Origin of the sequence: Streptomyces sp. RFCAC02 (assembly GCF_004193175.1) — a bacterium.
Taxonomy (GTDB): Bacteria; Actinomycetota; Actinomycetes; order Streptomycetales; family Streptomycetaceae; genus Streptomyces.
In genome coordinates, this window is the sequence record NZ_SAUH01000001.1 from 1,069,373 (window position 1) to 1,089,228 (window position 19,856).

A 19,856-nucleotide genomic window follows, 5' to 3' on the forward strand; every position below is an offset into this window, starting at 1 on the left:
CGCCCGGACCTTCCACCGGCCGGCCGTCTCCCCGGGCGCACCGGCACGGCATCCGCCCCGCGTCGCACACCGCGCGGGGGCGGACGCGTCCCCGCGATCGCGGCGGGGCGGAGAAGACGCAGGGACCGGAAGAAGCGGATGAAGCAGAAGGAGCCGGAGGCCGGGCCGGAGCCGAGAAATCGAAGAGTCATACCCACGTAACGCTGAGTGACGGTCGATGGTTCCCGAGCGTCCCGGCGCTCCGTCCGAGGGGGGTCCGTCCGGCGGTCGCGCGGTCAGCGGGCCTTCGGGGCGGCCTCCCTGAAGCCCGCCGGTCTCCCCCGGCCGGCGCCGGGGTCCCCCCTCCCGCGCCCCACCGCGCCCCGCCCGGCGAGTGGGACGTCGGGCGCCGCCAGGAGCACCGCGATCGCCAGCAGCCCGGCGGCACCGCCGGTCCAGGCGACGGCCGCCCCCGCGGACGCCGCGCCGGTCCCGCCCCCGGCCAGCGACTGGGCGCACGCGAGCCCGCACGCGCCCCCCAGTTGCTTCGCCAGCGCCGCGCCGGCCGTGGCCGTACCCATGTCGGCCGGGGGCACGGCACTCTGCGTCGCGATGGTGAGTCCGCCCATGAACGGCCCTGTGCCGAGCCCCGCGACGAACAGCCACGCGCCGCACAGGAGCATCGGCGTACCGTCCCCGAGAGCGAGGAACGGCAGGGTGCCGGCCGTCAGCAGGACCGCCCCCGTGAAAAGGGCCGGGCGCGCGCGGCCCTGCCGGACGACGACGGCCGCCGTGATCCGGTTCCCGGCGGTCATGCCGATGAGGTAGGGCAGCAGCAACAGGCCGGACACCGTGGCGGAATGGTCGCGCACGTGCTGGAAGTACAGCGGCAGGAGGATGCCCACGGGCATCGCCCCGAGCTGCGCGAGGAGGCCGGCCGTCAGCAGGGACGCGTAGGCGCGGTGGCCGAAGAGGCGCAGCGGCAGGACGGGGACTGCGGCGCGCCGCTCGACGGGGACGAGGACGGCGAGCAGCAGGAGACCGGTCAGCAGGCTCCCGGCGACCGCGGGATCCGTCCAGCCGCGGGAGTGACCGGGACCCGCGTCGCCCTTGATGCTGAACGCGACCAGCACGAGCGAGATGCCGCCGGCGAGCAGGAGCATGCCCGTGGCATCGAGGCGGCCGGACGGGCGCGCCGCCGCCCGGTACGGGGGCAGGGCGGCGGCGAGGACGGCGATGACGACGGCGCCCACGGGCAGATTGAGCCAGAAGGCCCAGCGCCAGCCGGCGTTGTCCGCCAGCAGGCCGCCGACCAGGGGGCCGCCGACCATGCCGAGGACCATCATCGCCGCCAGCGCGGTCTGCATGCGGACGAGTCCCGCCGCGCGGTCGGGCGGGTACAGGTCCCGCATGACAGCCATACCCAGCACCAGGAGCGATCCGCCGCCCAGCCCCTGGACCGCGCGGGCCGCGATGAGGAACGGCATGCTCTGCGCGCATCCGCAGGCGAAGGAGCCCGCGAGGAAGAGCGTGAGCCCGGCGATGAGCAGTGGACGGCGGCCGTACAGGTCGGAGTAACGGCCCCAGGCGGGCACGGCGGCCGACGACGTCAGCAGGTAGGCGGTGACGAGCCACAGGTACCAGCCGTCGTCGCCGCCCAGTTCGGTGGTGATGCGGGGCAGGGCGGTACCGACGACCGTGCCGTCGAGCATGGCGAGGAAGACGCAGGCGAGGAGCGCTGCGGTGATGGCCGTACGGCGGCGCCCGGAGAGCGTGCCGTACGCGTCGGGGCTGGTCATCCGGCGTCCCCGGCGAGGGCGCCGTGGAGGAAGAGGTCCACGATCTCGCCGGTGGTCAGGGGGTCGGGGGCGCCGCTGCGGCCGGCCGGGACGAGGAGCATCTGGAAGGCGTCCGCGAGGCGTTCCGGTGCCAGGCGGAGCCGGTCGGCGTCGGGGGCGAAGAGGGCGGCGAGCGCGGCGCGCGGCGCGGCGAAACCCGCCTCGCGGTCGGGGAGCGCGCCGCCCTTGCCGGGCGCGGGACGGCTCATGGTGCCGGCGGTGGCGGCGAGTGCGCCGATGACGGCGCCCATCCGCTCCATGCGGGCGCGCATGACCTCGGCCGCCTCGTGCAGGCGCGCGTGCAGGGGCTGGTCGGTGTCGATGGCAGTGAGGTGGGCGACCAGATCGTCGGGGCGTACGGCCTCGGCGAGGCAGGCGGCGAGGATGGCGTCCTTGTCGGGGAAGACGCGGAAGACCGTGCCCTCGCCGATGCCGGCGGCACGGGCGATCTTCGCTGTGGTCACGGAGGCGCCGTACTCGACGACGAGGGGAAGGGCCGCGGCGACGATCATCGCGCGGCGCTGGTCGGGGTCCATGGCGGGCGCGCGACGGCGCGCGGGGGTGTCGTTCACACCCCCGACGATACGGAGTGAGTACTCACTCCGTCAATGCCCGGCCGGACGCCCGCTCAGACCCGGCCGTCCCCCTTGCCCATGCGGTTGAGTTCGCTGAGCCGGTTGGCGCGGCGGACGGCCTCCCTGAGCAGGTCGGCGGGGTCGGGCGGCTGCGGCGGCTCTCCGGCCGATGCGGGTCGGGGAGTTGCGGTCGCGGACACGTGGTGCGCCTTTCGGTCGTTCTCGGCTCCGTGAACCTAACGGGGCGGTGTCCGGAACTCAACGTTCGATCGGTCTCCCGTACGTTGCGACTTCATCGCGATGTCGCCCGCCGGCGGCGCGCGCGGTCCGGCAGGTGACCCGCAGCGGCTGTCAGTGGCCTGTGTCAGGCTGACGGAGACGGACGGTTCCGGCCCGACGGGGCGGCCGGGCGAGGGACGGGGATGATGGCGATGAGCGGAGGCACGGGCGCGCCGGCGGAGGCGCTGCCGCGCACGGTGGCGGAGGCCGAGCGGTGCGAGCAGGAGGGGCGCCCCCTGCGCTTCCTCTTCTTCTGGGGCCACCGGCCGCCCCGCGACGGCGGGGTGGGCGCCGGCTGCCTGAGCCAGTGGTGGGAGGCGCCGTTCGAGGAGGACGGGCATGTCTTCCGCACCGCGGAGCACTACATGATGGCGCACAAGGCATGGCTGTTCGGGGACGGGGAGATCGCCGGCGAGGTGCTGGCCGCGGGCCACCCCGGGGAGGCCAAGCGGCTCGGCCGCCGGGTGCGCGGCTTCGACGAGGAGAGCTGGGAGCGCGAGCGGTACGGGATCGTCGTCCGGGGGAACGCGGCCAAGTTCCGGCAGCATCCGCCGCTGCGCGCCTTCCTCACCGGGACGCGGAAGTGCGTGCTGGTGGAGGCCAGCCCGGTGGACCGGGTCTGGGGCATAGGTCTCGCCGCCGGCGACGAGGCCGCGGCCCGGCCCTCGCGCTGGCGCGGTCTCAATCTGCTCGGTTTCGCCCTCATGGACGTGCGGGATCTCCTCGCGGCGGGCTGAAGGGCCGCCTCCCGGCGCCCGCGTCCGTCAGCGGGCGGTGGGGCCGTCCGCCGGGCCGCCGCGCATCCTCGACCAGTAGAGGCGCTGTGCGAGCAGAGTCACGGTGCCCGCGATCACGATGCCGAGGAGGTTGACCCCGAGCTGGGTCATGGACCCCGCGGCGTCCGAGACATGGCCGTAGGACAGCGCGAGCGCGGCGTGCCCGGCGGCCGGCACGGTGGTCACGGAGATGGCGACGCCGACGAGCGCGGCCGACTTGGCGGAGGTCAGCGAGATCACGCCGGCCGCTCCGGCGAGCAGCGCCACGACGAACGACATGGCGTCCGGCTGCCAGACGAACTCGACCATGGGATGCGGCTGCGTGAACCTGTCGTCCGAGAACAGCCCCAGCGCGGTCATCAGCAGCGCGAAGCAGCTCGTGAGCAGCATCGCCACCGGGAAGCCGATGACGAGCGCCAGCAGGGAGCGGAGTCCGAGGCGCGGCCGGCGGGCCACCAGCGAGGTGCACAGGCCCGCGAGGGGTCCGATCTCCGGCCCGACGACCATCGCGCCGACGATCAGGATCTCGCTGTCGAGCAGGACGCCGCAGGCCGCCAGCATGGTGGCGAGGGACAGGAAGGCGAGATACGTGACCGTGAGCCCGGACTCCTCGTCCGTCGCGTCGATCAGCGACTCCCATACGACGGCGTCGACCCCCGCGCCGGGTGCCTCGCGTTCCGCCCGGTCGGCGCGGCGCGAGAGCGAGAGATCGACGTGCTCGGCGGTGATCGCGCCGTCCGTGTCGAGGCCGAGTGCCCGCAGGCGGCCGAGCAGGCCGTCGGCCGCCTCGCGCGCCACGTCGCACAGCACGACATCGCCCGCCGGATCGATGCCCGCGCCGGGCAGGACGGCGAGATGCGCGGTGCCGACGGTGTCCCGCAGCAGGGCCACGACCTCGTCGGTGCGGTGTGCCGGGATGATGAGCCGCAGATGCAACATGCCCCGGAGCGTAGCGAGATCCCCGGACGTGAAACGCTTCGACGGTGATCGGCGACCGGGCCGCCCGGCCGGTGCGGGACGGCCGGGGGCGCGCCGCTGGGCGGTCACCGGCCCGCCCGCGTCCGCCGGTCCCCGCCCTCCCGGGAGGGCGGAAGCCGCACCCGCCACCGTGTCCGACCGCCTCGTTCCCCGGCCCGTCCGTCACCGGCGGCGGCCGGAGGAGCGGTGGCCCGGCGACCGACCCGGTGCCCTCGTACACCACAACCACCGGCCCCGCCCATGAGTCACAGAACCGTCATGCATGTCCCCTCCACCCTGACGCGTCTCCTCGGCGCCTCCGCCTACGCCTGCATCGCCTATGCGCTCGGGCTCGTGCTCTTCCGCCACGGGACGCCCCGCCCGCACCTCAACGTGATCGCCCTCATCGGCGCGGCCGCCGCCGCGACCTGCGGATGGATCATCGCCTCCCGCGCGGCACGGCAGCCCCCGGCGCCGTCGCCGCACCGGTCGCTGCACGGCGTCCCGCCACCGCCCCGCAGGCTGCCCCCGCCGCGCCCCGACTGGGGACCGGCCCTGAGCGCGGTGCTCACGGCCTGCGGTGTGCTCGCGGCCCTCGTGATCGGCATGCTGCCCAGCGGGGCGCAGGGCGCGGCGGTCAACGCCATCCAGCGCGCGGGCGCGGCCGTCGCGACGGGCGCGGTCGTGGAGCCGCCGCTGCACGTGGAGGACCAGCACATCACCTACAACCGCCGGCACGTCTACCGGTCCGACCTGGTCCTCCGGGTGGACACGCCCAGCGGCCCCCGCCGGCTGTTCGCCGAGGACGCCCGCACCGTGGCGCGCCCCGGCGTCGGGGAGGCGCACGCCGTCCTGTACGCGCCGTCCGCGCTGTCGCTCGGGGCGTTCGTGGACGAGCTGGAGACGGATCTGGGTCACTACCGGCAGGGCTGGGGGCTGCCGCCGTCGTGGACGCTGCTGCCGTTCCTGCTCGGCCTGGTGCCGTTCACGATCGTGACGGCGTACCGGCTCCTGGCGCGGCGGCTCGATCCGGCGAGCCGCGCGCTGCGGCAGGAGGCGCGCGGCGGCGGGGTGCGCGCCGCGCGGGTGACGATCGTCTCCGCCACACGCCGCCCGGACGACGGCCCGGGGCCGGTCCTGCTGCTGCGCACCGAGCGCGGCACACCGGTGCGGCTGGTCCCCCGGCTGCTCAACCGTCCCTCGGGTCCTGGCCGTTCGGGAGAGGCGCTGCTGTATATGGGGCAGGTCCTCGCGGGCGGGGACGCGTGGCTGTGCCTGCCGTCGCAACCGCGGTTCGCGGACTCCCATCCACCGGTCGTCGTCGTGGCGGACAACGGGCGCACGGTGTGGGCGCGGATCGACGCGGCGCAGGCCGGGGCACTGGCCGGGGAGACCGGCGACGGCGATGACGTCCGGCACGTGACCACGCGCGACGGCCGCTGGTGCGCCCCCGTACCGGTGCTCAGCACCTTCCGCCCGACGCTGGACCTGCCGAGGCTGGGGATGCTCGCGGCGGCGTTCGCGCTGCTGCTGCCGGACCTGCTGGGCACGCCCCCGTCGGTGGCGTCGTGGCTGCTGTGCGGCGCGGCGGCGGCACTGACCGGTGTGTCGGCGGCGTGGCCGGTGTGGTGGCACACGAGGCTGCGGCGCCGCGCCCGCGCGGTGTGAGCGTCCGGGGCGGCGCGTCTCACCGGCCGAACTCGGCCGCGTGGTCGGCGGCCCACCGCGCGAAGGTGCCGGCGGGCCGGCCGGTGAGCCGCTCGACGTGGTCGGTGACGCGGTCCGACGCCGGGCGGCGCTCAGCGGCCGCGATCAGCGCCGCCACCAGCCGCTCGGGGCGGCCGTCGGCGAGCAGCCGTTCCCCTGCGAGGCCGGCCGGGAGCGCGCGGAAGCGCAGCGGACGCCGGAGGGCGGCACCGAGCAGGGCGACCTGGTCGGCGCGGCCACGTCGCGTTCGTCCACGACGGCCGTGGGCGCCGCGTCCTGTCCCGACACCACGTCGCCCGCCCGGACCTGCGGCGCCCAGCCGCGTGGTGGAGGCCAGGGTGTCGGTGCGCAGCACTTCGGGCCGCAGACCGGCGTCCCGAAGCAGGGTCTCCATGTCCGCGTGCACGTGGGCCATGGGATCGGTCTGACGGACGGCCGCGTCGGTGACGGCGGTCGAGGAGAGGTGGACGACGCGGGGCGCCGCCGTGACGAGTTCGGCGATCAGGCCCTCGGCGGGGGCGGCGTCGGGCAGGGGCCGGACGAGGAAGACGGCATCGACGCCCGTGAGGGCGGCGCGGACGGCGGCGCGGTCGGTCAGGTCGCCCACCGCCGGACCGGTCTCCGGCTGGTGACCAGTCCGGCGGTGCAGGAGGCGTCGCACGCATGCACCTCGCGCGAGGAGGCTGTGTCCTGAGGCATTGGGAGGACGCCGGAGCACTTTCCGTGCGTCGCGAGGAGAACGGTCACCGCGTCTTCGACGACGACGCCATGGACCGGGCGCGCACCGTGCTGAGACTGCGGCGCGTCGGGCTCTCCCTGCCCGGGATCACCGCCGCCATGTCCCCGGAGAAGTCGGCGGCGCAGGCGGCCGTGCGGCGCACGATCGCCACCTGGAGCGGGGAGATCGACCGGAGGCGGCAGCGCGGACCGCGCGGCGTTCGTCCGCGAGGTGTGACGCCGACGGCGGCACCGGAGGGCGGTGGGCCGGAACACCTCGTGGGCTCCTGCGCAGTTCGCGGAAGCGAGGAGAGAGGCGGCGGAGCCGGGGGCGACCGGCAGGCGTGACGGCCCGACCGGGCATTCGCCGCGGCCGACGGCGAGCGCCGACCGGCCGACGCCCCCTCCCCCGCCCCGGGCGCGGCCGAAACCCGCGGCGGCTCCGCGCATGTGTACGGACGGACCGGGGCCGCCGCCGGCGGGACGGTCGCACGTGCAATGCGCCGACGCGCGGCAACGCCCGCGCCATGCAGACCCCTTGACGCCCCGACGGAGGCGTTGGAACACTCCACCCCGCGATCGCAAGCGCTTTCAACGGTGACGTGGACCCCTCGAATGAATCGATTCACTCACCGTTCTCATCCGTTCATCACCGGATATAGGAGGCATGCGTGCACCCGACCACGGCCGACACCGGCCCGCCCCGCCGCCGCACCGGCGCGCGGGCCGCCGTCACCGCCCTCGCACTCGCCGCGACCGCCGCCGCGGGACTCGCGCTCCCCACGACGGCCCGGGCCGCGGACGACGACGGACCGACCGTCTACATCGCGAGCGACTCGACGGCCCAGACGTACGACACCGGCTACGCGCCCCAGACCGGCTGGGGCCAGGTACTCGACCAGTTCTTCTCCGAGGACGTGACGATCGCCAACCACGCGATCGGCGGCCGCAGTTCCCGCAGCTTCGTGGAGGAGGGCCGGCTCGACGCGATCCTGGACGAGATCGAGCCCGGCGACTACCTCTTCGTCCAGTTCGGCCACAACGACGGCACGGTCAGCCGCCCCGAGCGCTACACCCCGCCGGCCGACTACAAGGAGTACCTCCGCGACGACTACATCACCGGCGCCCTGGAACGCGGCGCGACCCCGGTGATCCTCACCCCCGTCGCCCGCCGCCTCTTCAACCCGGCGACCGGCGCGCTCGACGACGCGTTCCCCGAGTACGAGCGGGCGGCCCGCGAGGTCGCCGCCGAGGAGGACGTCCCGCTCATCGACCTCGCCGCCACCAGCCGCGCCTACTTCGAGGAGGTCGGCCCGATCGAGGCCAGGTCCTCCTTCCTGCACGTGCCGCCCGGCGTCTACGCGGGCCGCCCGGCCGGCACGCTCGACGAGACGCACTTCCAGGAGTACGGCGCCACCCAGGTCGCCCGCCTGATCGCCGAGGACGTGGCGCGCCTGGACGTACCGCTCTCCGACGAGGTCGAGAACACCGGCCCGCCGCGCCACCGGCCCGACCGGCCGTCCGGGATCTCCGCGACCGACATCGGACATGACGGCGCGCGGCTGACCTGGGAGGCGGCCGACGGCGCTGACCTCTACCGCGTCGAGGCGCGCAACCGGGACGAGCGGCACGGGCGCTACACCCTCGTCGCCACCTCACCGATCCCGCTGGCGGACGTCACGGGCCTCGACTCCGGGGCGCGCTACGACCTGCGCGTGGTCGCCGTCAACGGCCGCGGCGAGTCGGCGCCCTCCCGGGCGGTCACCCTGACCACGCCGGACGCCGACCTCCGGTTCGACTTCGGCACCGAGGGGTCGCCCGTCGCCGACGGCTGGACGGGGGTCTCGCCGGCCACGGCGTACACCGCGGAGGCCGGCTACGGGTTCACGGACGGCGCCGCCGCCCTCACCGCCGCCGACCGCGGCGCGGGCACGGACGACGTGACGCGCGACTTCGTGTCCTACCCGGGCGGCCGCTACGGGTTCGCCGCCGACGTGCCGGACGGCACGTACACCGTGTCGGTCTCCGTCGGCGACCCCGACGGCTACTCGCGCACCGGTTTCGTCCTCGACGGCTCCGACCGCGGCCAGGTCATCGGCTACACCGGTGAGCCGACCCGCCAGACGTTCACCCAGGTCACCGTGGCCGACGGGCAGTTGAACGTCACGTTCTACGGCGAGACCGGCCACATCAACGGCCTGGAGCTGAGCCGCGTCCGCTGACCGGACACCGGCCGTCAACCCGCCAATCCCCATAAGTTCCCAACAGAGTCACACAACTCTTGACGCAACCGATCAGCCGTTGCGACACTCGTCCGGCCACTGGTCTGAATCGATTCAGGACAGGGCCGGTCCGGGACTTCGTCCACCGAACCAAAGGAGCATCCGGATGGGCAGCAGAGCCGCCGTCCCCCGCACCTCCGTCCGCCGCCGCGGACTCCTCACCACCGCCACCCTGACCGTCGCCGCCACCGCCATGGTCCTGCCCGCCCTCCCGGCGAGCGCCGCGAGCGACGGGCACGGCGGCGGCCACTCCACGCCCGTGCGGCAGATGGAGGAGCTCGACCGCGCGCCGGTCGCCGTCCTCACCGAGAACGGCGTGTTCGTGAGCTGGCGCATGCTGGGCCTCGACCGCGACAACATCTCGTTCCACGTCTACCGGGACGGCGAGCGCATCACGCGCCGGCCCGTCAAGGACACCACGAACTACACCGACCCCGACGGCACGGCCGACTCCGTCTACCGCGTCGCCGTCGTCCAGGGCGGCCGGAACGCCGAGACCACGGACGAGTTCGGGGTCTGGAGCCGGCAGTACCAGGAGATCCCGGTCAACCGCCCGCCGGACGGGGTCACCCCGGACGGCACGGAGTACACCTACCACCTCAACGACGCGAGCGTCGGCGACCTCGACGGCGACGGCCGCTACGAGATCATCCAGAAGTGGGACCCGAGCAACTCCAAGGACAACTCGCAGGGCGGCTACACGGGCAACGTCTACATCGACGCCTACACCCTCGACGGCGAGCAGCTCTGGCGCATCGACCTGGGCCGCAACATCCGCGCCGGCGCCCACTACACGCAGCTCGCGGTGTACGACCTCGACGGCGACGGCCGCTCCGAGGTCACCCTGAAGACGGCGGACGGCACGGTGGACGGCACCGGCCGGGTCATCGGCGACGCGGACGCGGACTGGCGCAACAGCGGCGGCTACATCCTCGAAGGTCCCGAGTACCTGACCGTCTTCGACGGCGAGAGCGGTGCGGCGATCGACACGATCGACTACGTCCCGGGGCGCGGCGATCCCTGCACCTGGGGCGACTGCTACGGCAACCGCGTCGACCGCTTCCTCGCGGGCGTGGCGTACCTCGACGGGGAGCACCCCTCGGTGCTGTTCGCGCGCGGCTACTACACGCGGACGACCGTGGCGGCGTTCGACTTCGACGGCGAGCACCTGACGCAGCGCTGGCTGTTCGACTCCGACGAGGCCGGCGAGGAGTACGAGGGCCAGGGCAACCACAACCTGTCGGCCGCCGACGTGGACGGTGACTCGCGCGACGAGATCGTCTACGGGTCGATGACCCTGGACGACGACGGCACGGTGCTCTACAACACCGGTCTCGGCCACGGCGACGCCGCCCACACCGGCGACCTCGACCCGAGCCGTCCCGGTCTTGAGACGTTCGCCGTCCACGAGAGCATGAGCGCCTCGGGGAACCTCGGCGGCACCTTCCGCGACGCGGCGACCGGCGAGGTCCTGTGGAGCATGCCGGCGAGCCGGGACATCGGGCGCGGCGCCACCGGCGACATCGACCCGACGCACGAGGGTTCCGAGTCGTGGGCCGTGACGGCCACCGGCGCGTGGAACTCCCGTGAGGGCGAGCTGCGCGCCGCTGACGGGACCCTGCTCGGCACGGACATCCCGTCGGCCAACTTCATGATCTGGTGGGACGGCGATCCCCTGCGCGAGATCCTGGACCACGACTTCGACGAGAGCGCCGACCCGGCCGGGGCGCCGTACATCGCGAAGTGGGACTGGGAGACCGGCGAGCAGAACGTGGTCTTCAGCCCCGAGGGCACCTACTCGGACAACTGGACCAAGGGCAACCCGGTCCTCCAGGCCGACCTGTACGGCGACTGGCGCGAGGAGGTCGTCCTGCGGACCGAGGACGACTCGGCGCTGCGCGTCTACACGACGACCGAGGAGACCGACCTGCGGCTGCGCACCCTGATGCACGACCCGCAGTACCGGCTGGGCGTCGCCTGGCAGAACGTGGCGTACAACCAGCCGCCGCACCCGAGTTACTTCATCGGTGCCGGCATGGAGGAGCCCGATGCTCCCGCCATCCGCTACGCGGGGACGGACTCGCACCGGTAACCCCGGCGCCCCGTAACCGACTTCAGTGCACGGCGGTCCCCCGCGCGACCGGTGCGGGGACCGCCGTGCCCCCTTGTGAACACGATCGATATACGTTCCATCACCTGCCGTGGACTGTCCCTCTTTAGAGATCACGGCGGTGTTTCCGAAAAGTTATGCGCTGTCCGGTTGCCGACTCCGGCGCCGACGGTATTGTAACGATTCACTTCGGGTCCCACCGGGGCTGTGACAGCGGATTTACCGACCCTGAAGTGTCGTTACGCATTGGCAGAGCAGGGAGGCTCGCATGTCAATCCGAAGAACCGCCATGAGCGGTATCGCCCTCGCCCTCGTCGGCTCGTTCGCACTCAGCGCCTGCGGTTCCGACGACAGCGGTGACGACGGCGGCAAGGTCACGCTCAACTTCACCTGGTGGGGCGGTGACGAGCGGTCCGCGCGCTATGAGGAGGCGATCGACCTTTTCGAGGCGGACCACCCGGACATCGAGGTGCAGACGAGTTTCGCGGAGTTCCAGGATTACTGGACGCAGCGCAGCACCGACGCCACCTCGGGCGAACTTCCGGACGTCATGCAAATGGACGCCTCCCGGCTGCTCGAATACGCCAACAACGGCCTCCTGTACGACATGAGCGAATTCACCGACGGCGGCCCGCTCGACACCTCGACGATCGACGAGGAGCTGCTGTCCTCCGGCACGGCGAACGAACAGCTCGTCGCCATACCCACCGGCACCAACACGCTGGCGCTCATGTACAACCCGGACCTCCTCGCCGACCTCGGGATCGACCCGCCGGAGTGGGACTACACCTGGGACGACTACAACGATCTGATGCACCAGGTCGCCGAGGCGGGCGCCGACCGCGACCCCCAGGTCTACGCCGGCGGCGACTACACCATGGTGTGGTGGTTCTTCATGCAGTACCTCGTCCAGCAGGGCATCGAGCCGTTCTCCGAGAACGGCGAGATGAACTTCGACGAGCAGGACATGAAGGACTGGATCAACAGCGCCGACTCCGTCCGCGAGCCCGAGGACGTCACCTTCCCGGCCGAGCGTGCCGAGCAGCTCCTCCCGAAGGCCGACTTCACCGCCGGTGAGGCCGCGTTCCAGTTCCACTGGGACAACTTCCTGAGCGGCAACAGCGCCGACCTCGGCAGCGACAACATCCAGCTCCTGCCGATCCCGACCGCGGCCGACGGCGAGAAGCACATGTTCTTCAAGCCGACGATGCAGCTCTCGATGGGCTCCAACACGAGCCACCCCGAGGAGGCGGCCGAGCTGATCGACTTCCTCATCAACTCCCCCGAGGCCGGCGAGATCATCGGCACCGACCTGGGTGTGCCCGCGTCCTCCGAGCGCCTGGACGCGATGTCCTTCGAGGAGGGCAGCCTCGACCAGCGGATCATCGAGTACGAACAGCGCGTCCGTGACGAGGGTGCCGCGACCGCGACCGTCCCGTTCCAGCCCGAGGGCTTCGGCGCTCTGGAGACCGAGTACGTCGAGGTCCTCTCGCAGGAGTTCGGCTACCGCCAGATCGACACGGACGAGTTCGTGGAGCGCTGGTTCTCCGAGGCCCAGAACCTCCTGGTGACCTCCTGACCCCGACGTCGCCCCGCGCCCGAGCGGCGCACGACGTCTCGAACGCGAACGCGAACGGAACCCCCTCATGACCACGACGCATGAGGCGACCCGGACCGCTCAGGGCGCGCCCCCGGCGCGACGGCCGCAGACCAAGCGGCCGTCGCGCCGGGCGGCGGAGACCCGGGCCGGTTACGCCTTTCTCGCGCCCTGGCTGCTGGGCTTCATCGCCCTGACGGCCGGGCCCATGATCGCCTCCGCCTACCTGGCGTTCACCGACTACCACCCGATCCGCGGCGGGAGCTGGATCGGCACCGAGAACTTCACCCGCCTCTTCGACGACCCGCGCTTCATGGACTCGGTGAAGGTCACCGTGACCTACGCGGTCGTCGGCACGCCGATCAAGCTGGCGGCGGCCCTCGGTGTCGCGATGCTGCTCAACACGCGGCGGCGCGGCAAGGGCACCTACCGCTCGATGTACTACGCGCCGTCCCTGATCGGCGCGAGCGTGTCCATCGCCATCGTGTGGAAGGCGATGTTCAACGACCAGGGCATCATCGACGACATCGGTGACATGTTCGGCCTGTGGGACGGCGGCTGGGTCGGCGACCCGGGCAAGACCATGCCGATGATGATCCTGCTGGCCGTCTGGCAGTTCGGCGCGCCGATGGTGATCTTCCTGGCCGGTCTGAAGCAGATCCCGGTCGAGCTGTACGAGGCCGCGCAGGTGGACGGCGCGGGTCCGTGGCGCCGGTTTGCGCGGATCACCGTTCCGATGCTGTCGCCGGTGCTGTTCTTCAACCTGGTGCTGGAGACGATCCACTCGTTCCAGATCTTCGGATCGGCGTTCATCATCTCGGGCGGCCGCGGCGGCCCGGCGAACTCGACGCTGTTCTACACGCTGTACCTGTACCAGCGCGGTTTCGGCCAGGGCCAGCTCGGCTACGCCGCCGCGATGGCGTGGCTGCTGGTGATCGCGGTCGGCGTGATCACGCTGATCTTCTTCAGGACCTCGAAGCACTGGGTCCACTACTCAGGGGAGGGCCGATGAGCGCCACCACTCTCACCGAGCGGCCGCCCGCGCCGAACGCGCCGAATCCCTCCGGCGCCGTCCTGAAGCGGCGGGCGAAGCGCCGGCGGTCGGGCCGCACCCTGCTGTTCCACCTGGTGATGTGGGCCGTGGCGCTGGTCATGCTGTACCCGGGCCTGTGGATGCTGCTGTCGTCGTTCCGGCCGACGCACGAGATCGTGGGCGAGACCGGCCTCATTCCGGACAAGACGACGCTGGACAACTTCCGCACGGCGTTCTCCGGAATCGGCGGCGTGTCGTTCTGGACGTTCTTCTCCAACTCGATGATCCTCGCGGTCGGCTCGGTCGTCGGTGTGTGTCTTTCCTGCTCGATATCGGCGTACGCGTTCGCGCGCATCGATTTCCCGGGCAAGAAGATCTTCTTCACCCTGATGATCTGCACCCTGCTGCTGCCGTTCCACGTGCTGATCATTCCGCAGTTCATCATGTTCAACGAGATCGGCTGGACGGATTCGTATCTGCCGCTGCTGGTCGGCAAGTTCCTGGCGGCCGACGCGTTCTTCGTCTTCCTGATGGTGCAGTTCATGCGGAATCTCCCGCGTGAACTGGACGAGTCGGCCCGTATCGACGGCGCCGGGCATCCGCGCATCTTCTTCTCCATCATGCTGCCGCTGATGCGCCCGGTCCTCGCGACCGCATCGATCTTCGCGTTCATCTGGAGCTGGAACGACTTCCTCGCGCCGCTCATCTATCTGCGGTCCCCGGACAAATACCCGCTGCCGCTGATGCTGCGCCAGTACACGGACCAGACCAGCGTCTCGGACTACGGCGGGCAGATGGCCGCCGCCGTCCTGGCCCTGGTGCCTGTCATCCTGTTCTTCGTCCTCTTCCAGCGCTACATCGTGGACGGTGTGGCCACCTCGGGTCTGAAGGGCTGAGGCGATGAATCGCACGGATCGCACGGACGGCTCCCGGCTGTCGACCGGGATCGCGCTGTTCGGCGAGGTCGTGATCACCGGCGCCGTGGTCGCCGTCCTGTGCCTGCCGGTCGTCACCGCCCTCCCGGCGCTGGCGGCCGGCACCGCGCACCTGCGGCGCCACCTCGCCGGGGAGCGCACACGCGTCCCCGACCTCCTGCGGGACTTCGCGGCCGGCTGCCGCACACTGTGGCCGGCCGCGCTGGCGTTCCCGCTGCTCGCGCTGCTGCTCCTGTGGAACCTGTCACTGGCCCAGGCCGACTACCTGCCGGGGTCCGGCGCCATGGTTGCGGTGACGACGCTGCTGCTGGCCGGCTGGGCGGTCGTGCTGCTGCGGACGGCGGCGCTGTGGGACCCGTCGCGCACCGATCCGGTCGCCCTCGTGCGGGAGGCCGCCGAGACCACCGGACGGGACGTGGCGGGGTCGGTCCTGCTGGCGTTCGCGTGCGGGATGTGCCTCGTGTTCGTCTGGATGCTGCTGCCGCTGGCCCTGCTGCCGGGCGGTCTCCTGCCGCTGGCCGCGCTCTCGGTGGAGGCCCGCCGGCTGGCCCGCGAGCGGGCCGCGGAGCCCGAGGCGCGCTGAGGCCGCGCCGACCGGGACTCACACCCCGCCGGCGGCCTCCCCCGCCGTGACGCGGCCGAGCAGGATGCGCCGCAGCTCCCGCGCGGCGCGCGGCGGCGACACGTCCCCCGGTGCGCCAGCGAGACGGTGCGCCGCAGCCCGGGCGCGGCGAACGGAGTAGCGCGCAGCCCGGACCGTTCCGCCACCATGCGGGGCACGACGGCGATCCCGAGCCCGGCCCGCACCAGCTCGATGACCGCGTCCATCTCGCCGCCCTCGACGGAGAACAACGGCTCGAACCCCGCGTCGCGGCACGCGGCCACGGTCAGTTCCCGCAGGTCGTAGCCGTGGCGGAACATCACCATCGGCCGCTGCCGCAGGTCGTCGATCCGCATCCGACCGCCGGCCGCCGGCGGCGGGGCCGACGCGGCGGAGACGACGACCAGCTCCTCCCGCAGCAGTTCCTCGGTGGCCAGCGCCGGCGCCTGGAGCGGCAGCGGTGTGATGATCAGCGCGAGGTCCAGCTCGCCCGCCGCGAGGACGCGCACCAGGTCCTGGGACCCGCCCTCGTGGATGAACAGCTCGACGCCCGGATAGCTGTCGCGGAAGATCCGCAGCACGTCCGGCACGAGACTGGCGCACAGGCTGGGCGGCGCGCCGAGCCGCACGCGTCCGCGCCGCAGCCGCACCACCTCCTGCACCTCGCGCCGCGCCGTCTCGGTGTCGGCGAGGATGCGGCGCGCCAGCGGCAGCAGCGCCTCCCCCGCGTCCGTCAGCGCGACATGGCCCCGCGCCCGGTGGAACAGCTCGGCGCCGAGATCGCGCTCCAGCGCGCGGATCTGCTGGGACAGCGACGGCTGCGCGACGTGCTCGCGGGCCGCGGCCCGGGTGAAGTGGCGGGTCTCCGCCACGGCCGTGAAATACCGGAGCTGCTGGAGCTGCATACGGACCATCCTACGCGGGACGATAGGCAGCACCTATCGGAATCAGTCCGACTATGTCTTGGACCTCTCCCCGGCGGCCGCCCTACCGTGCCTGACATGGCTCTGGCGACCAACAGGCCGGCGACGCCCGGCACGCCGCAACCGCACCCCCCGCAGCACGACACCCCCCGGCCCCGCCGGCCGAGGAGTGCCGCGGGCCGCTTCTGGCACTCCACCATCGGCAAGAAAGCCGTGATGGCCACGAGCGGCCTCGTCATGCTGGCGTACCTGGTGGCCCACATGCTGGGCAACCTCAAGGTGTTCTTCGGCCCGGACGACATGAACGGCTACGCGCACTGGCTGCGCACCATCGGCGAGCCGGTCCTGCACCACGAGTGGTTCCTGTGGATCATGCGGCCGCTCCTGCTGCTCGCGGTCGTCGCGCACGCCGTGGCCGCCGCCCAGCTCAGCCGCCGCGACCTGGCCGCCCGCCCCGTGAAGTACGCGCACCGCAAGGCCCGCACCAGCTACGCCACGCGCACCATGCGCTGGGGCGGGGTGATCCTGGCGCTGTTCATCGTCTGGCACATCCTGGACCTCACCACCGGCACCGTGAATCCGCGCGGCGAGGCCGGCCACCCGTACGAGAACATCGTCGCCGCCTTCAGCACGTGGTACGGCAACACGATCTACATCGTCGCCATGCTGGCCCTCGGCCTGCACATCCGGCACGGCTTCCACGGCGCGGCGCAGACGCTCGGCGCCGGCAGCCCCACGCGCGACCGCGTGTGGAAGGCGTGCGCGAACGTCCTCGCCGTCGTCCTGACCGCGGGTTTCCTGTCCGTCCCCGTCGGCGTGATGACCGGAATCGTGGAGTGAGTGCCCCCATGTCCAGCTACCTCGACTACACCACCGGCGAGCCCGTCGCCGACACGAAGGCGCCCGCCGGCCCGATCGCGGAGCGCTGGGACCGCCGCCGCTTCGAGGCGAAGCTCGTCAACCCGGCCAACCGCCGCAAGCACACCGTCATCGTCGTCGGCACCGGGCTGGCCGGCGGCGCGGCCGGCGCGACCCTCGCCGAACAGGGCTACCGTGTCCTCCAGTTCTGCTACCAGGACTCCCCGCGCCGCGCCCACTCGATCGCCGCCCAGGGCGGCATCAACGCGGCCAAGAACTACCGCAACGACGGCGACTCCGTGCACCGCCTCTTCTACGACACGGTGAAGGGCGGTGACTTCCGCGCCCGCGAGTCCAACGTCCACCGCCTCGCGCAGGTGTCGGTCGAGATCATCGACCAGTGCGTGGCGCAGGGCGTGCCGTTCGCCCGCGAGTACGGCGGCCTCCTCGACACCCGCTCGTTCGGCGGTGTCCAGGTCTCCCGGACGTTCTACGCGCGCGGCCAGACGGGCCAGCAGCTCCTGCTCGGCGCCTACCAGGCACTCTCCCGCCAGATCGCGGCCGGTGCCGTCGAGATCCACCCGCGCACCGAGATGCTGGACCTCATCGTCGTGGACGGCCGGGCGCGCGGCATCGTGGCCCGTGACCTGGTCACCGGCCGGATCGACACGTACTTCGCCGACGCCGTGGTCCTCGCGACCGGCGGCTACGGCAACGTCTTCCATCTCTCCACCAACGCGAAGAACTCCAACGCCACCGCCATCTGGCGTGCCCACCGCCGCGGCGCCCTCTTCGCCAACCCGTGCTTCACCCAGATCCACCCGACCTGCATCCCCCGCTCCGGCGACCACCAGTCGAAGCTGACGCTGATGAGCGAGTCGCTGCGCAACGACGGCCGCATCTGGGTGCCGAAGCGCGCCGGCGACACCCGCGCCCCCGCCGACATCCCCGAGGACGAGCGGGACTACTACCTGGAACGGATCTACCCGTCGTTCGGCAACCTCGTGCCCCGCGACATCGCCTCACGCGCCGCGAAGAACGTGTGCGACGAGGGCCGCGGCGTCGGTCCCGGCGGCCAGGGCGTCTACCTCGACTTCGCCGACGCCATCGCCCGCATGGGCCGCGCGGCCGTCGCCGAGAAGTACGGCAACCTCTTCGAGATGTACGAGCGCATCACCGCCGAGGACCCGTACGAGGTGCCGATGCGCATCTACCCGGCCATCCACTACACGATGGGCGGCCTGTGGGTCGACTACGACCTCCAGACGACGATCCCCGGCCTGTTCGCGATCGGCGAGGCCAACTTCTCCGACCACGGCGCGAACCGCCTCGGCGCGTCCGCCCTCATGCAGGGCCTGGCCGACGGCTACTTCGTGCTCCCCGCCACCCTCCCCGACTTCCTCGCCCGCCACCCTCACGACGACGTGCCGGCCGACCACCCCGCCGTCACGGAGGCCGTCACCGGCGTCACCGACCGCCTGGCGCGGCTGCTGGCGGCGAACGGCCACCGCACCCCCGACTCGTTCCACCGCGAACTCGGCGACATCCTGTGGAACGAGTGCGGCATGGCGCGCGACGAGGCGGGCCTGCGCCGGGCGCTCGACCGCATCCCCGCGCTGCGCGAGGAGTTCTGGCGGGACGTGCGCGTCCCCGGCAGCGGCGACACCCTCAACCAGTCCCTGGAGAAGGCCAACCGCATCAGCGACCACCTGGAGCTGGCCGAACTCATGTGCCTCGACGCCCTGCACCGCGCCGAGTCCTGCGGCGGCCACTTCCGCACCGAGAGCCAGAGCGACACGGGCGAGGCGGAACGGCGCGACGACGCGTTCTCCTACGCCGCCGCCTGGGAGTTCACCGGCACCGGCACGGCCCCCGTCCTGCACCGGGAACACCTCGACTTCGAGTACGTCCACCCCACCCAGCGGAGCTACGCGTGAACCTCACCCTGCGCATCTGGCGGCAGCCGGGTCCCGACGCCGAGGGCGCGATGACCACCTACGAGGTCACCGGCGTCTCGCCCGACATGTCCTTCCTGGAGATGCTCGACACCCTGAACGAGGACCTCATCACCCGCGGCGAGGAGCCCGTGGCGTTCGACCACGACTGCCGCGAGGGCATCTGCGGCGCCTGCGGCATGGTCATCAACGGCGACGCCCACGGCCCGGAGCGCACCACCACCTGCCAGCTCCACATGCGGCACTTCGAGGACGGCGACACGATCGACGTGGAGCCGTGGCGGGCCGCCGCGTTCCCCGTGGTGAAGGACCTGGTGGTGGACCGCTCCGCGTTCGACCGGGTCATCGGCGCCGGCGGCTACATCACCGCGCCGACCGGCAGCGCGCCCGAGGCCCACGCCACCCCGGTGCCGAAGCCGGCGGCCGACACGGCGTTCGAGCACGCCGAGTGCATCGGCTGCGGGGCGTGCGTCGCCGCCTGCCCGAACGGGTCGGCGATGCTCTTCACCTCCGCCAAGGTCGTCCACCTGAACACGTTGCCCCAGGGCGGTCCCGAACGGGAGAGCCGCGTCCTCGGGATGGTGGAGACGATGGACGCCGAGGGCTTCGGCGGCTGCACCAACACCGGCATGTGCACGACGGTCTGCCCGAAGGGCATCCCCATGTCGTCCATCACGACGCTGAACCGCGAGTACCTCCGCGCGGCACGCAAGGGCGGCTCGGCCCGCTGAACG

General features: G+C 72.4%; 17 protein-coding genes and 1 pseudogene. 12 read left to right on the plus strand and 6 right to left on the minus strand.

Annotated elements, in window-relative coordinates; all coding sequences use genetic code 11:
- Positions 1-275: 275 nt before the first annotated feature.
- The 3 genes from EMA09_RS04825 to EMA09_RS28180 all read right to left on the minus strand — a co-directional run bounded on the left by EMA09_RS04825 (position 276) and on the right by EMA09_RS28180 (position 2,592).
- Complete coding sequence (locus EMA09_RS04825) at positions 276-1,778, minus strand: MFS transporter (protein WP_129839216.1); 1,503 nt, start codon at positions 1,776-1,778, stop codon at positions 276-278.
- A complete protein-coding gene (locus tag EMA09_RS04830) occupies positions 1,775-2,353 on the minus strand; it encodes a TetR/AcrR family transcriptional regulator (RefSeq protein ID WP_129843832.1) in 579 nt (192 codons plus the stop codon). Before EMA09_RS04830 ends, EMA09_RS04825 begins: the two co-directional genes overlap by 4 nt.
- A 92-nt stretch (positions 2,354-2,445) precedes the next feature.
- Positions 2,446-2,592, minus strand: a complete 147-nt coding sequence (locus EMA09_RS28180; RefSeq protein ID WP_168220638.1) for a hypothetical protein — start codon at positions 2,590-2,592, stop codon at positions 2,446-2,448.
- A gap of 231 nt (positions 2,593-2,823) precedes the next feature.
- On the opposite strand from EMA09_RS28180, the gene EMA09_RS04835 reads away from it, so the two are divergent.
- Entirely contained in the window at positions 2,824-3,408 is a 585-nt protein-coding gene (locus EMA09_RS04835; RefSeq protein ID WP_129839218.1) for an NADAR family protein, read from the plus strand.
- Positions 3,409-3,435: 27 nt separating this feature from the next.
- On the opposite strand, the gene EMA09_RS04840 is transcribed toward EMA09_RS04835, so the two are convergent.
- Positions 3,436-4,386 (minus strand): DUF389 domain-containing protein, encoded by a 951-nt coding sequence (locus EMA09_RS04840; RefSeq protein WP_129839220.1) that lies wholly within the window; start codon positions 4,384-4,386, stop codon positions 3,436-3,438.
- 297 nt (positions 4,387-4,683) lie between these two features.
- Between EMA09_RS04840 and EMA09_RS04845 the strand changes: the two genes are divergently transcribed.
- Complete coding sequence (locus EMA09_RS04845) at positions 4,684-6,072, plus strand: hypothetical protein (RefSeq protein ID WP_129839222.1); 1,389 nt, start codon at positions 4,684-4,686, stop codon at positions 6,070-6,072.
- A 19-nt stretch (positions 6,073-6,091) separates the two neighbouring features.
- Here the strand turns inward: EMA09_RS04845 and EMA09_RS04850 are convergent, their stop codons facing one another.
- Positions 6,092-6,772: an NmrA family transcriptional regulator gene (locus tag EMA09_RS04850; RefSeq protein WP_240796231.1), complete on the minus strand. Its 681-nt coding sequence runs from the start codon at positions 6,770-6,772 to the stop codon at positions 6,092-6,094.
- Between the two features lie 2 nt (positions 6,773-6,774).
- On the opposite strand from EMA09_RS04850, the gene EMA09_RS04855 reads away from it, so the two are divergent.
- From EMA09_RS04855 to EMA09_RS28595, 7 genes are all read left to right on the plus strand, one after another.
- Complete coding sequence (locus tag EMA09_RS04855; protein WP_129839224.1) at positions 6,775-7,176, plus strand: MerR family transcriptional regulator; 402 nt, start codon at positions 6,775-6,777, stop codon at positions 7,174-7,176.
- Between the two features lie 323 nt (positions 7,177-7,499).
- A complete protein-coding gene (locus tag EMA09_RS28185) occupies positions 7,500-9,050 on the plus strand; it encodes a GDSL-type esterase/lipase family protein (RefSeq protein ID WP_168220639.1) in 1,551 nt (516 codons plus the stop codon).
- Positions 9,051-9,216: 166 nt separating this feature from the next.
- The gene (locus tag EMA09_RS04865; protein ID WP_129839226.1) at positions 9,217-11,202 is read left to right on the plus strand and encodes a rhamnogalacturonan lyase; all 1,986 of its coding nucleotides are present in this window, start codon (positions 9,217-9,219) and stop codon (positions 11,200-11,202) included.
- A gap of 286 nt (positions 11,203-11,488) precedes the next feature.
- Positions 11,489-12,799, plus strand: a complete 1,311-nt coding sequence (locus EMA09_RS04870) for an extracellular solute-binding protein (RefSeq protein ID WP_129839228.1) — start codon at positions 11,489-11,491, stop codon at positions 12,797-12,799.
- Positions 12,800-12,866: 67 nt separating this feature from the next.
- The gene (locus EMA09_RS04875) at positions 12,867-13,829 is read left to right on the plus strand and encodes a sugar ABC transporter permease (RefSeq protein ID WP_129839230.1); all 963 of its coding nucleotides are present in this window, start codon (positions 12,867-12,869) and stop codon (positions 13,827-13,829) included.
- The gene (locus EMA09_RS04880) at positions 13,826-14,746 is read left to right on the plus strand and encodes a carbohydrate ABC transporter permease (protein WP_129839232.1); all 921 of its coding nucleotides are present in this window, start codon (positions 13,826-13,828) and stop codon (positions 14,744-14,746) included. The genes EMA09_RS04875 and EMA09_RS04880 overlap by 4 nt, the downstream gene beginning before the upstream one ends.
- Before the next feature lie 4 nt (positions 14,747-14,750).
- On the plus strand, positions 14,751-15,368 hold the full coding sequence (locus tag EMA09_RS28595) for a hypothetical protein (RefSeq protein WP_129839234.1): 618 nt from the start codon (positions 14,751-14,753) through the stop codon (positions 15,366-15,368).
- 18 nt (positions 15,369-15,386) lie between these two features.
- Here EMA09_RS28595 and EMA09_RS04890 read toward each other — a convergent pair.
- Positions 15,387-16,291, minus strand: a pseudogene (locus EMA09_RS04890) (LysR family transcriptional regulator).
- A 96-nt stretch (positions 16,292-16,387) separates the two neighbouring features.
- On the opposite strand from EMA09_RS04890, the gene EMA09_RS04895 reads away from it, so the two are divergent.
- The 3 genes from EMA09_RS04895 to EMA09_RS04905 are packed head-to-tail and all read left to right on the plus strand — an operon-like array spanning position 16,388 to position 19,853.
- Entirely contained in the window at positions 16,388-17,149 is a 762-nt protein-coding gene (locus EMA09_RS04895) for a succinate dehydrogenase cytochrome b subunit (protein WP_129839236.1), read from the plus strand.
- 8 nt (positions 17,150-17,157) lie between these two features.
- Positions 17,158-19,104 carry a fumarate reductase/succinate dehydrogenase flavoprotein subunit gene (locus EMA09_RS04900; RefSeq protein WP_129839237.1) on the plus strand — a complete coding sequence of 649 codons (1,947 nt, stop codon included), beginning with the start codon at positions 17,158-17,160 and terminating at the stop codon, positions 19,102-19,104.
- Entirely contained in the window at positions 19,101-19,853 is a 753-nt protein-coding gene (locus tag EMA09_RS04905; protein ID WP_129839239.1) for a succinate dehydrogenase/fumarate reductase iron-sulfur subunit, read from the plus strand. Before EMA09_RS04900 ends, EMA09_RS04905 begins: the two co-directional genes overlap by 4 nt.
- Positions 19,854-19,856: the final 3 nt, after the last annotated feature.

Coding starts and splice junctions, on each gene's coding strand:
- EMA09_RS04880 (WP_129839232.1), top strand. CDS start 13,826: ATGAGCGCCACCACTCTCACCGAGCGGCCGCCCGCGCCGAACGCGCCG.
- EMA09_RS04870 (WP_129839228.1), top strand. CDS start 11,489: ATGTCAATCCGAAGAACCGCCATGAGCGGTATCGCCCTCGCCCTCGTC.
- EMA09_RS04855 (WP_129839224.1), top strand. CDS start 6,775: ATGCACCTCGCGCGAGGAGGCTGTGTCCTGAGGCATTGGGAGGACGCC.
- EMA09_RS04875 (WP_129839230.1), top strand. CDS start 12,867: ATGACCACGACGCATGAGGCGACCCGGACCGCTCAGGGCGCGCCCCCG.
- EMA09_RS04830 (WP_129843832.1), bottom strand. CDS start 2,353: ATGGACCCCGACCAGCGCCGCGCGATGATCGTCGCCGCGGCCCTTCCC.
- EMA09_RS04835 (WP_129839218.1), top strand. CDS start 2,824: ATGAGCGGAGGCACGGGCGCGCCGGCGGAGGCGCTGCCGCGCACGGTG.
- EMA09_RS04825 (WP_129839216.1), bottom strand. CDS start 1,778: ATGACCAGCCCCGACGCGTACGGCACGCTCTCCGGGCGCCGCCGTACG.
- EMA09_RS04845 (WP_129839222.1), top strand. CDS start 4,684: ATGCATGTCCCCTCCACCCTGACGCGTCTCCTCGGCGCCTCCGCCTAC.
- EMA09_RS28595 (WP_129839234.1), top strand. CDS start 14,751: ATGAATCGCACGGATCGCACGGACGGCTCCCGGCTGTCGACCGGGATC.
- EMA09_RS04840 (WP_129839220.1), bottom strand. CDS start 4,386: ATGTTGCATCTGCGGCTCATCATCCCGGCACACCGCACCGACGAGGTC.
- EMA09_RS04900 (WP_129839237.1), top strand. CDS start 17,158: ATGTCCAGCTACCTCGACTACACCACCGGCGAGCCCGTCGCCGACACG.
- EMA09_RS04865 (WP_129839226.1), top strand. CDS start 9,217: ATGGGCAGCAGAGCCGCCGTCCCCCGCACCTCCGTCCGCCGCCGCGGA.
- EMA09_RS04895 (WP_129839236.1), top strand. CDS start 16,388: ATGGCTCTGGCGACCAACAGGCCGGCGACGCCCGGCACGCCGCAACCG.